The sequence below is a fragment of the Paenibacillus tarimensis genome (genome assembly GCF_021532315.1).
GTDB lineage: Bacteria > Bacillota > Bacilli > Paenibacillales > Paenibacillaceae > Paenibacillus_I > Paenibacillus_I tarimensis.
In genome coordinates, this window is the sequence record NZ_JAKGAO010000014.1 from 69,060 (window position 1) to 81,495 (window position 12,436).

Consider the following 12,436-nt stretch of genomic DNA (forward strand, 5'->3'; position numbering starts at 1 on the left):
GGTAACAGGATGAGACAGAAGGTACTGGTAACCGGAGCAGGGGGTTATATCGGCAGTGTTCTGGTTCCGAAGCTGTTGTCACTTGACTATGCCGTTGTGGCACTTGACCGTTTCTTCTTCGGGAGAGACAAGTTGCGGGAGCATCCGAGGTTGCAGATTCTACAGGAGGATAACCGCCGGATTCACGAGGCTTGTCTCGAAGGAATCGATGCTGTAATCGATCTGGCCGCGTTGTCCAATGACCCTGCAGGGGACGCATTCCCTGCAGCGACCATGCAGATTAATCATCTCGCCCGGGTTCGTACAGCGGCGCTCGCGAAGCAAGTCGGAGCGAAGCGTTATATCCTGTCCTCGTCATGCAGTGTGTACGGGTATCATGCGCCGGAAAACATGGTGAATGAAGAGTCACCCATCAACCCGTTAACGGTGTATGCCAAAGCCAATGCAGAAGCGGAGAAGGGAGTGCTCAACGCTTCGGGGACGCAGTTCTGTGTAACGGCTGTCAGGCTGGCAACTGTATTTGGCTGCTCTCCGCGGATGAGGTTTGATCTGGCAGTCAACGGGATGGCGCTCGGAGCCTGGAGCAAAGGCTGTATTTCATTGATGAGAAACGGGGAGCAGTGGCGTCCATTGCTTCATGTGGAGGACGCCGCTGAAGCATTCTGTAACATCCTTGAAGCAGATCCCGGCACCATTAACGGACAGATATTTAATATCGGTTCAGAATTTAATAATGTCCAGCTGGGGACGCTTGCGGAGGATATTGCACGCAGTCTGCCCAAGGAGCCAACTATTGAGTGGTATGGGGATGCAGACCACCGGTCTTACCGGGTTGATTTTTCGAAGGTGGAAGCCCTTCTGGACTGGAAAGCCAAGTGGAGTGCCGTTGAGGGAGCTGTACAGGTGTATCAGGCATTGGAAGAAGGAAGGGTAAGTAATTCTGCTGAGACCTACACGATTAATTGGTACAAGGAGCTGGAGCATTGGCATAACCTGCTGAAGCAGGTCGGCAGATACGGAGGGATCATTGACCTGGACCCGGCAGATCTCTAGGGCAGGAGGAACTTATGACGATTACCAACCACACGATCTACGGGCAGTTTCGCGAACAGGCTGCCGTCTCACCCGGCCGGACCGCCATTATAAGCAGAGGAGAGCATACATCTTATGGCCAGCTGCATGAGCAGATATGTGAAATCGCGGCTAAGCTGCGGGCTGGCGGGGTGGGAAGCGGGTCAGTCGTTGGTCTGCTGCTGGGACGCACGCCGGCACTGCTTGCGGCCATATTGGCCGTTAACAAGTGCGGGGCGGCATATATGCCCATTGATCCTGCTTATCCTGATGGACGGATTCAATATATGGCTGAGGACAGCGGGGCGGGAGTGTTCATCGCAGATCATGCGCATATCAGCCGAATCAGCCAATTTGCTGCATCAGTTATCCCTATGGTACAATGTCGCACCTGCACGGCCGATGGAGCGCGGATGCTTGGGGAACACGAAGAGCACGAAGAATACGAGGAGCACGGAAAATACGAAGAACGCCGCGATTCGCCTGCGTATATCATGTACACCTCGGGGACGACCGGCAGGCCCAAGGGTGTCATTGTTAACGAGGCAGGTGTTCTCAATCTCTTCGAGGACATGCGCGAGAAAATCGGTTTTCACTCATCCAGAACGATATTGTGCTTAAGCACGGTCTCCTTTGACATCTTCGCGGTGGAAGCGATTCTGCCTCTTACAAGCGGTATGCAGGTTATTCTGGCAGATGAGGGGGAGACGGGCCGTCCCCGTGATATTGCCCGGCTAATTCACGCACACGATGTTGATATGCTTCAGCTTACACCCTCCCGGCTCCAGATGCTCTTGTATGACCCCAGGAGTGCGGTCTGTCTGAAGAAGATCGGGGATCTCATGATTGGCGGGGAAATGCTTGCAGCCGGGTTAATAAACCAGGTACGTCGGCTGACGAACGCGCGCCTGTATAATATGTACGGTCCCACGGAAGCGACCATATGGTGCTCTTACAGGGAAATCCTGAATGACCAAGGTCCCATTACAATCGGAACACCGGTCAGGGGCATGAGGCTGCTGGCAGTGGATGATAACCTGTGTCCGGTACAGGAAGGGCATGAAGGCGAGCTCTGCATAGCTGGGATCGGTCTGGCGGAGGGCTATATGAACCAGAAGGAGCTCACCGACAGCAAGTTCGTGCAGAACCCTTATGTGCCGGGAGAGCGAATCTACCGGACTGGCGATCTGGCTGTACTAGAGGCTAATGATGAGTACCGCTGCCTGGGAAGAAGGGATGAACAGCTCAAATGGCGGGGCCATCGTATGGAGCCGGCGGAGGTAGAGGCCGCTCTACTCTCGTACCCAGATGTGCAGCAGGCAGTGGTTTGGGGTGATTCATCCCGGAACATACTGGTTGCTTGTCTGGTAACGAAGAAGGAACTTGCGGAACCACAGCTTAGGGCTTATTTGGGGAAGATCCTCCCGGACTACATGATTCCTGGGGTATACCGCCGGGTCAGCGAGATTCCGCTGACGCCGAGCGGCAAGACAGACCGCCAGGCACTGATGCGGGAGTTGTGAATTGAGAACATGAGCAACATAGCGTGTTAGCATGTGAAGGGAAAAGGCTGTTTGGGAATCTACTCCCGAGCGGCCATTTTCACGTTTTCCGTATGCGGTCCGAAATATGCCCTAAAAATATCCTCATCAGACAAACAAAGCAAGATCGGTCAAAACTGCCGGCGCTGATTCTGATATTGTTAAGTCAAGGAGGTGAACAGGCATGAGCTGCAGTCCCATTATTCAGCGAACAATTGAATACATAGAGAAGAATCTGCATGAGGAGTTAACACTGGAGAGCGTAGCTCAGTTCGCAGGCTTCTCCAAGTTTCATTATCACCGTGTCTTCCACAAGGAGGTTGGCGTTACCGCTTCGGAGTACATCCGGTACCGGCGGATCGCTAATGCCGCGAACATGCTGCTGTACACGGACGAGAAGATCCTGGACATCGCCTTCTACTACCGGTTCGAGTCACAGGAATCGTTCACGCGCTCGTTCAAGAAGTACTACCGGCTGCCGCCCGGACAGTACCGTAGAATTATCGGCAAACTAACCATGCAAAGGGAGGAAACAGGAATGAATCAGGAACAGGTATTGAAGGGGTGGAATATGAGCGGGAGCCATCCGGCCAATTACAAAATGGGAGTGGACAGAGAGGTATTTCATAAGGGAAATGCATCCGGCTTCCTGAAGTCGGTAACGGTGCAGTCCGAGGGCGAATTTGCCACGATGATGCAGCAGTTCAAGGCGGACAAATACGCGGGCAAGCGGCTGAAGCTGTCGGGCTTCCTAAAAGCGAAAGCGGTCAATGGCTTTTGCGGCTTCTGGATGCGGGTGGACGACTCGCTCGGCGATGTTCTGCAGTTCGATAACATGAGCGACCGCCCGGTGACCGGGGATCAGGAGTGGAACCAGTATTCCATTGTACTCGATGTGCCTGCTAATGGCGCGGTTATTTCCTTTGGGGTCCTGCTGTCAGGCAGCGGAACCGTATGGATTGATGAGCTCAAGTTTGAAGAAGTGGGCAAGGATGTTCCAACCACCAATATTGATTACAAGGGCGAGCTGCGGGAGGAGCCTGTAAATCTTTCTTTTGAGGACTAGGGCGGAATAAGTGCGGCCTGCTGGCAAGGGAGGATTGGCTATGAATAAGTCCCGGAAGCGGGGACTGATACTGGGCATCGGCGCAGCAGTTATTGCTTCGATAATGGCTGCCAAGTTTTATATTGTGAACAAAGTGGTCAGTTTTATCCTTTGGTTTTATTAATGTTTAAGAAATTAGTTTAGGGGTTCCGGGCGCTGCCCGGAGCCCCTATTATAGTTGCATTTGGGCGGTTCAGTTTATGTAACCTTTTGGTAGTGTTTGTAGTCTTTATGGTGGATGGGAAAAATACTGTTAAGAGGATGGGATAGAATGAAAAAGAAGTTGCTAGGAATAGGCGCTGCGACGATCATGGTGTTTTCCAGCACTGCGGCAGCGTCTGAGTTCATTTCCGCCAGTTTTTTCAAGGCTACGATCTTAATCAATAACAAAATTATTGATATCAAAGAGGGTTCACCATTATTGAATTATGAAGACCAGGTTTATGTACCGTTGAGAGCACTGGCGGAAGGTAAAGGTGCGCTGGTCGGGTATGATGCCAAGAACCGCCGTATCCATGTCAATGAACCTTCAACCCCGCAGGGGAAATCGGAGTTAAACAACATGACCGAGGATGAGAATTTTCAACTTCATCTGTTCGCAGATAAGACAGTCTATAAAGAAGGGGAGCCCATTCAAATCTGGTCACGTCTTGCCTATAAGAATGACAATACCCTGACGGTAATGCGGCTTAGCTCTCCGATTATATTTTATATTCGGGATCACGACGGTTTTTCAGATTATGAAGGAAGAACGCCAATAGGCACCACCGAAACACTTACTTATGAGAAAGGCGATGAATATATAAAAGTCATCCATCCCTACAATTTTTTGTCCTACATTGCTAATAAAGAAGGCATTGAAGACATAGAGAATTACTTTAAAACAGCAACTCAACCCGGCCAGTTGCCAAAAGGCCAGTATACCGTTGGGGCCGAAGCTGAGTATCAAATTGAGGGAGTGGCTGACACGCAAAAATTATCTTCTGAAATACAGATCACGATAGAATAGTTCGATTCGAATTGTATGAGGTTTTGAAGGCGGTTCACATCTGAATCACCGCCGACCGTCTAACCGTTCATGATTTCTCCCTGCTACGGGTTAAAGCGTCTGTGGTATGCTGTAATGGGGCAGCCGCAGAAGGCGGGCCCGAAGGACGGAGGAGAGCGGAAGCATGATACTGACAGGCATAATGTCTTATCTTACAGAGGAACAGCTGAGGGAGCTTCTCGGGGAGTTTCGGTCACTTGGACCGCTGCCCGGGATATTACTGACCTTCATGAAGTCATTCGTACCGCCGCTGCCAACCATCGTGATCGTGGGGGTTAATGCTGCCGTATACGGGCTTTGGCTCGGATTCCTGTACTCATGGATCGGGATGGTCAGCGGCTGCGTTGTCACCTACTATATCGTGCGCAGGTTCAGCAGCCACCCGTATCTGGAACGCTGGTCTCGCAAGCCGAAGGTGCAGAAAGGCATGGAATGGGTCAGACGCAACGGATTCAATTACGTCTTCCTGTTCAGCATCTTTCCCGTTGGGCCGTTCGTTATCATTAACATCGTAGCGGGGCTTGCGCGCATGCGAGCACGTTCCTATATTATTGCGCTCCTGTTCGGCAAGGGCATTATGGTGTTCTCGGTTTCCTTCGTGGGGCACGATGTCGGTGCTTATATCGAGAATCCGTTCCGGCTGCTGTATGTGGCGCTCTTCATCGCGGCATCGTTCGTCCTGAGCAGGAAAGCGGAGGCCTGGTTTGCCCGGAGGAGCGGGACGGCGGCTGGCGCGGACACAGACGGAAATAGAGAAGCTGGCTGAAGCAGTTCCCCTATTACCCGGTAATAAATTTCTGAGAATTTGCAGGCTTTGCATAGCTAAGAGAGCCGCTTATAGCAAAAGCCTGCACAATCGCAGGTTTTTACACCTCGAGCCCCTTGGCTCTCGTTATCTAACCGAGTCCCTGAACGCTCTAACCCCAGCCTCTCGTCATCTAACCGAGCAGTCCGCTTTCCCTTATTCGTGTCATATCCGCTTCACCGTAATCGCTTCTCGCATCTTCTTCAGCGATTTTTGGCCTTCGGGCCCAAGCTTGATCAGAAGGTTGACGTAGAGAACATCAATAATGGACAGCTGGGCAATCCGCGAGGACAATGCCTCCGACCGGTACTCAGTCTCACTGGAGACGGTATAGAGCGGAGTGTCCACGGCCGCGCTGAGCGGTGATTTGGCATGATTGGTGATGGCAATCGTCTTCACGCCGCCGGATTTTACAACATTGAGAATATGCAAAATATCCTTGGATGAGCCGGAGTGGGAAATCAGCACAGCGCAATCCGCCTCCGTCAGCTGGGATGCGGCCATGAGCTGGAAGTGAGTATCGGTCACAGCGGACACATTCAGTCCGGTGCGAATGAGCTTATGATAAGCATCCAGCGCAATCACGCTGGAGCCGCCGCTGCCGAAGAAATGTACCGACCTTGCGCCGCTAATCATGTCGACGGCCTGCTGCAGCCGGGCTTCGTCGAAGACGGTCAGCGTATCCTCGATCGTCTTCATATTGGCGCGGAACACCTTGGATGCGATTGTGTCCGGGGTGTCGTCTTCCTCCACCGCTTCGTGGATATCCTTGACGGGGGCCACAACCTCCGAAGCCAGTGCGATCTTCATGGCCTGGTAGCCTTTATAGCCAATCCGCTGGCAGAAGCGGAAGACGGTAGAATCCGCCACCTTCAGATCCTCAGCCAGTTGATTGATGGAGGAATGTATGATTTTGGTAGGATTCTGTAATATATAATCGGCGATTTTCCGTTCGGTAACACTGAATTTCGGGTAGTTGGTCCGGACGCTAAGCAAGCACGGCTTGGGATTGTTCATAAGACTGCCCTCCTGGGTAAAGCGTTCGTTCTTTATTATACGTTATATTCAACATAGAAAAAATATTTTTTTGTAACCGATTGCAAAGAGAAAATTTTTTCGTATAATGAACCTAGCAAGAAATTTTATTCGAAAGTGAGATAAACATGATGCAAATCGGTGTAATTGGTTTAGGAAGAATGGGTTATCAGCTTTCATTAAACCTGATTGAACACGAATATGAAGTGACAGCTTATGATGTGAACAATGAAGCTGTCACCAAAATTTCGGCGGAAGGCGCCCGACCGGCTGCCTCCTTGGCAGATTTGGTCAGCCAGCTTGACCGTCCGAGAACGGTGTGGGTGATGGTGCCGGCAGGCGATATTACTGAGGCGGTGTTTCGGGAGCTGCTTCCGCTGCTGGAGGAAGGCGACCGTCTGATCGACGGAGGCAACTCACATTACAAGCAGTCCATTGCACGCAGCGAACAGTGCCGTGAGAAGGGTGTTTACTTCTTTGACTGTGGAACAAGCGGGGGCGTGGATGGCGCCCGCAACGGAGCCTGCGTGATGGTCGGGGGAGATGCGGAGGAATTCAAACAGATCGAACAGATTTTCAAGGATCTGACGGTCAAGGACGGCTATCTCTATGCCGGCGAGGCAGGAAGCGGGCATTTCCTGAAGATGGTGCATAACGGGATCGAGTACGGCATGATGCAGGCGATCGCTGAAGGCTTTGAGATCCTGGAGAAGAGCCCATTTGCATACGACTATGAGAAAGTGGCAAAAGTATGGAACAATGGCTCGGTCATCCGTTCCTGGCTGATGGAGCTGACAGAGAGTGCTTTTGCCAAAGACAGCAAGCTTGAACAAATAAAAGGCGTCATGCACTCCTCAGGGGAAGGCAAATGGACCGTAGAGACGGCGCTTGACCTGCAGACGGCTGCGCCCGTTATCACGATGTCTCTCTTGATGCGGTACCGTTCTCTGCAGGAGGATACCTTCACCGGCAAGGTTGTAGCGGCTCTGCGCAATGAGTTTGGCGGGCATGCGGTTGAAAAGATCGAGTAAAGGTTTAATGAACAAAGGAAGGGCGTGAACCCGATGTCTGATCAAATGTTAATTTTAATTGCTATGGCGGGAATTTTCCTGCTGTTATTCCTCGTCATCCGCACCAAGCTTCACGCCTTCGTGGCGCTGCTGCTGGTCAGCTTAATCGTCGGAATCGCGGCAGGCATGCCGCTGAATGAAGTGGTGAGCTCGATGCAAAGCGGGATGGGCGGCACATTGGGCTTTGTGGCGGTAGTCGTGGGCCTTGGGGCTATGTTCGGCCAGATGCTTGAGGTTTCGGGCGGTGCTGAGCGGCTGGCCCAGACCATGATTAAGAAATTCGGTCAGGATAAGGCGCAGTGGTCGCTCGGTGTGACCGGCTTTCTGGTTGCCATTCCGGTATTCTTTGATGTAGGCTTTATTATTCTTGTACCGATCGTATACGGGCTGGCGAAGAAAACCGGGAAGTCGCTGCTGTATTACGGTATTCCACTGCTCGCGGGACTTGCTGTTACCCACAGCTTCATCCCGCCGACACCGGGACCGATTGCCGTAGCTGAACTGATTGGAGCCGATCTCGGCTGGGTCATCTTGTTTGGCGCCATTGCCGGTGTGCCGGCGATGATCATAGCCGGTCCTCTGTTTGCACGCTATATCTCGAAGAAGCTTCATGTCGTAGTTCCGGATTATATGAACCTGGAGGATGTGGAGTATGATAAGGAGCTGCCGAGCTTCAAGCTGGTAACCAGCATCATCATGATTCCGCTGGTGCTGATTTTGCTCAATACGGTATCGGGTGTTCTTCTTGAAGAGGACAACCTGGCCAGACAGATTCTAACCTTCCTTGGCCATCCGTTCGTCGCGTTAACGATTGCTACGATTCTAACCTTTATCTTTCTTGGTACAAGGCGGGGTTATTCCCGTCAGGAAGTTCAGGATATTGCGAACAAGGGTCTTGAGCCTGCAGGTATTATTATCCTGGTAACGGGTGCGGGTGGTGTGTTTAAGCAGATTCTGATTGATTCGGGCGTGGGTGATGTGATTGGGAATATGATGGCGGGCTCGTCTCTTCCGCCGATTCTGCTGGCCTTCTTGATTGCGGCCGCCGTAAGGGTGGCACAGGGTTCAGCAACGGTATCTATGGTGACGGCGGCTGGCTTGATTTCCCCGCTGATTGGCATTCTGGGGCTGGAAGGTCCGGTTCTTGGATTGATCGTCATTGCCATTGCTTCTGGCGCGACCGTACTGTCACATGTCAATGATTCCGGCTTCTGGCTCGTCGGACGTTATTTTGGCATGAACGTAAAGGACACACTCAAATCATGGACCGTCATGGAAACGCTTATTGGTCTTGTCGGCCTTGCCGTAGCTCTTGTGCTCGGCATCTTCATCACATAATGAAAAATCAGAGGGTGCGTAGGAGGCAAGTCCTTGCCTTTCCCGCATCCTCTTCATGTACAATAATAAGTAGCAGGAGATCAGAACGTTACAGGCAGGAGGCTCGACATGACCCATTATATGATAGGTGTTGATATTGGAACGACGAGCACCAAGGCCGTGCTCTTCAACAGAGACGGCCAAGCGCTCAGCCGCTTCGGTGTGGAATATCCGCTGTATACGCCTGTGCCAGCAGCGGCGGAGCAGGATCCGGATGAGATCTTCGAAGCTGTGCTTATGGCGATCAGACAATGTATGGTGAAGGCGGATATACCCGGCGAGCAGGTCAGCTTCGTCTCCTTCAGCTCTGCGATGCACAGCTTAATCGTGGTCGATGGAGAAGGAACACCGCTTACCAGGTCTATTACATGGGCGGATAACAGAAGCAGCGGATACACGGAGGCCATTAAACAGGATCTGGGCGGACATGAAATCTACCTGCGCACAGGCACGCCGATTCATCCAATGTCGCCGCTGTCCAAGCTCGTATGGCTTAAGGCGGAGCATGCGGAACTCTTTCAACCGGGTGTGAAATTCATTTCGATCAAAGAATATGTCTTCTTCCGGCTGTTCGGCCAATACGTAATTGATTACTCGATTGCTTCAGCGACCGGACTGTTCAATCTCAGCAGGCTGAATTGGGATGAGGAGGTGCTGGAGCTGATTGGCATCAGCCGGGACCAGCTCTCCGTGCCGGTGCCCACAACGCATAGCGTGACGGGATTGAACGAGGAATACGCCAAGGTGACAGGGCTACCGGCAGATACCCCGTTCATCGTGGGCGCGAGCGACGGAGTGCTGTCAAACCTCGGAGTTAATGCGATAGAGCCGGGAACGGTTGCCGTAACGATTGGTACAAGCGGAGCAATTCGTGCGGTTACCGATAAGCCGATGACGGACCCGAAAGGGCGGATATTTTGCTACGCACTGACAGACAAGCTCTGGGTCATCGGCGGGCCGGTTAATAACGGCGGCATGATTTTCCGCTGGCTGCGTGATGAGTTGGCAGGTGCAGAGGTCGAGACAGCAAGGCGGCTCGGACGTGATCCTTATGACGTGCTGACCGACATTGCTGCTCAGGTGCCGCCTGGGGCAAGCGGTCTTCTGTTCCATCCTTACCTGGCTGGAGAGCGGGCGCCGCTGTGGGATCCTAATGCGCGGGGATCCTTCTTCGGGCTTGGCATGCATCACAAGAAGGAGCATATGATCCGTTCCGTATTGGAAGGGGTTATCATGAACCTGTACAGCGTGCTGCTTGCGCTGGAAGAGCTGATTGGCAGACCGACCCGGATTCAGGCGACGGGCGGCTTCGCACGCTCGGTGTTCTGGAGACAGATGCTGGCTGATATCTTCGATCAGGAAGTAACGATTCCGGAAAGCTTCGAGAGCTCCTGCCTGGGTGCAGTTGTGCTGGGCATGTACGGCAGAGGGGAAATCAGCTCACTGGAGGATGTGAAACACATGGTCGGTTCGATTCACACTCATCGTCCTAATGGGGAAGCAACAGGCATTTACCGGGAGCTGCTGCCAAGCTTCATTCGAATTCCCCGCCTCCTGACCGAGGAATATGAGAAGATTGCCCAGTTTCAGGAGAAGCATAACCGTGCTGCAGACTAGTCTACATTAATGGAGCCCGCAATATTGCGTGAGACTTCATACCGGATCGGCCAGGGGTTGACCCCTGGCCGATCCGTTTTTTTTGCATGGATGACTGCCTGACAGAGTGAATGCTTTTTCTGTCAGGTGTAGCGAGGAAGAGGCAGAACATGACAATAGTCGACCTTTGTGTGACAGTAAATGTAACTAGCATGTTATATATTATTGAGACTTCAGGTGCAATTTATAATAGATGTTAAAAAATTCTAGTCAAGCAAACGAGTTTATGCTAATATCTAGCTAACAGCATGACAGGTTTTATTACACAAAAGGTTAATCATATGAATAGGAGGTGACAGCTAAAAACGTAAGAGAAGAGCCTGAACAGTACCTATTGTTTGTCGGCCCTGTCCCAATAATTAAAAAGAAGGAGTGGAATTAATGAAGAAGAAGTCTATGGGTATGCTGCTGTCCGGTATGATGGTATGGTTGTCGGTGTTTTCGGTTCAGGCTTCGGCAGCGGATGAGGCAAGCAAGGCTGCAGCAAAGCAGAAGTATACGATGCCGTATGAAGCAGGCGGTATCATTGTGAAGATGAAGAGCAAGTCGTTGAAGGCGGAAGCTCTGATGAGCGCCATGGAGGTTGCCAAGACCGAGACCGAAGCACAGCTTGGCCTTACTTACATGAAGCTTAAGAATGCCGCTCAGATGGAGAAAACGCTGGCTAGGCTGAATGCCAACCCGAACGTTGAGTATGCTGAACCGAACTATATTTATACGCTGGAAGAGACGGAGATGGCTGCGCCAGCTGATGTGCCGGCCCAAATCGCCGTATCCTACAATGATCCGTATGTCTCCAATCAATGGGGGCTGAGCGCAATTAAGGCGCCGCTCGCTATGGATCTTGTCAGCTCCTCCGCCCTTGCTAGTGTCACGATTGCGGTTGTGGACACTGGCGTAGCCAGAACACATCCTGACCTTGCAGGCAGCATCGTTGCCGGCTATGACTTCGTCAACAGAGACTCCGATGCGAATGATGATCAAGGGCATGGCACACATGTAGCGGGCATCGCCGCTGGTATCGGTAACAACCGGATCGGCATCGCAGGCGTGGCATCCGGCGCGAAGATCATGCCGATCAAGGTGCTGAATGCCAGCGGAAGCGGCACATCGATGAACATCGTATCGGGCATGCGTTATGCGGCTGACCGCGGTGCGGACGTGCTGAACCTGAGTCTTGGCAGCGCCTCCTCCTGCTCGAGCGCTTACCAGGATGCTGTCAACTATGTTCGCAGCAGAGGTTCGGTTGTTGTTGTGGCATCCGGTAACTCCAATACAGCTGTCGGTTCACCTGCAAACTGTGCAGGCACGATTTCGGTCGGTTCCATCGACAGCAGCATGACTCGCAGCAGCTTCTCAAACTACGGCCCTACACTCGATGTTACAGCTCCAGGCGGAGCCATCTACAGCACTTATCTGTCTAACTCCTACAGATCCCTATCCGGCACATCAATGGCTGCTCCGCATGTAGCGGGTGTTGCCGCCCTGATGATCGCGGCTAATTCATCGCTGACTCCGGACCAGGTGGAATCGCTGCTGAGACAGTCGGCTACAGACGCCGGTGCATCCGGCTATGACTCCTACTACGGTGCAGGCATAGTAAATGCGCAGCGTGCGGTTCAGCTGGCTGGATAATTAGTTAAATATCAAGCGGATTTATATCCGCCGTTATGAACGACTGGGAAGCGCGGACCCGTTAAGGGTTTGCGCTTCTTTGCGTTGGCGGGA

The 12,436-nt window shown here is 52.3% G+C and carries 11 protein-coding genes; 10 read left to right on the top strand and 1 reads right to left on the bottom strand.

What is annotated here, in order from left to right; all coding sequences use genetic code 11:
• The first annotated feature begins 9 nt into the window (after positions 1-9).
• The 6 genes from L1N82_RS16385 to L1N82_RS16405 all read left to right on the top strand — a co-directional run bounded on the left by L1N82_RS16385 (position 10) and on the right by L1N82_RS16405 (position 5,531).
• On the top strand, positions 10-1,053 hold the full coding sequence (locus L1N82_RS16385) for an NAD-dependent epimerase/dehydratase family protein (RefSeq protein WP_235288534.1): 1,044 nt from the start codon (positions 10-12) through the stop codon (positions 1,051-1,053).
• A 14-nt stretch (positions 1,054-1,067) separates the two neighbouring features.
• Positions 1,068-2,594, top strand: a complete 1,527-nt coding sequence (locus L1N82_RS16390; protein ID WP_235288535.1) for an amino acid adenylation domain-containing protein — start codon at positions 1,068-1,070, stop codon at positions 2,592-2,594.
• Between the two features lie 202 nt (positions 2,595-2,796).
• Positions 2,797-3,678, top strand: a complete 882-nt coding sequence (locus L1N82_RS16395) for a helix-turn-helix transcriptional regulator (protein WP_235288536.1) — start codon at positions 2,797-2,799, stop codon at positions 3,676-3,678.
• A 40-nt stretch (positions 3,679-3,718) separates the two neighbouring features.
• Positions 3,719-3,841: a hypothetical protein gene (locus tag L1N82_RS23290; RefSeq protein ID WP_268822014.1), complete on the top strand. Its 123-nt coding sequence runs from the start codon at positions 3,719-3,721 to the stop codon at positions 3,839-3,841.
• 147 nt (positions 3,842-3,988) lie between these two features.
• Positions 3,989-4,726, top strand: coding sequence for a stalk domain-containing protein (locus L1N82_RS16400; RefSeq protein ID WP_235288537.1), 738 nt, complete (start codon positions 3,989-3,991; stop codon positions 4,724-4,726).
• A 181-nt stretch (positions 4,727-4,907) separates the two neighbouring features.
• Positions 4,908-5,531, top strand: coding sequence for a TVP38/TMEM64 family protein (locus L1N82_RS16405; RefSeq protein ID WP_235288538.1), 624 nt, complete (start codon positions 4,908-4,910; stop codon positions 5,529-5,531).
• Between the two features lie 204 nt (positions 5,532-5,735).
• Here the strand turns inward: L1N82_RS16405 and L1N82_RS16410 are convergent, their stop codons facing one another.
• Complete coding sequence (locus tag L1N82_RS16410; RefSeq protein ID WP_235288539.1) at positions 5,736-6,587, bottom strand: MurR/RpiR family transcriptional regulator; 852 nt, start codon at positions 6,585-6,587, stop codon at positions 5,736-5,738.
• A gap of 149 nt (positions 6,588-6,736) precedes the next feature.
• Here L1N82_RS16410 and gnd point away from each other — a divergent pair, with 149 nt between their 5' ends.
• From gnd to L1N82_RS16430, 4 genes are all read left to right on the top strand, one after another.
• A complete protein-coding gene (gene gnd / locus L1N82_RS16415; protein ID WP_235288647.1) occupies positions 6,737-7,636 on the top strand; it encodes a phosphogluconate dehydrogenase (NAD(+)-dependent, decarboxylating) in 900 nt (299 codons plus the stop codon).
• A 33-nt stretch (positions 7,637-7,669) separates the two neighbouring features.
• On the top strand, positions 7,670-9,013 hold the full coding sequence (locus tag L1N82_RS16420) for a GntP family permease (RefSeq protein WP_235288540.1): 1,344 nt from the start codon (positions 7,670-7,672) through the stop codon (positions 9,011-9,013).
• 108 nt (positions 9,014-9,121) lie between these two features.
• Positions 9,122-10,669: a gluconokinase gene (gene gntK / locus L1N82_RS16425; RefSeq protein WP_235288541.1), complete on the top strand. Its 1,548-nt coding sequence runs from the start codon at positions 9,122-9,124 to the stop codon at positions 10,667-10,669.
• A gap of 420 nt (positions 10,670-11,089) precedes the next feature.
• Positions 11,090-12,343 carry a peptidase S8 gene (locus L1N82_RS16430; RefSeq protein ID WP_235288542.1) on the top strand — a complete coding sequence of 418 codons (1,254 nt, stop codon included), beginning with the start codon at positions 11,090-11,092 and terminating at the stop codon, positions 12,341-12,343.
• The last annotated feature ends 93 nt before the right edge of the window (positions 12,344-12,436 follow it).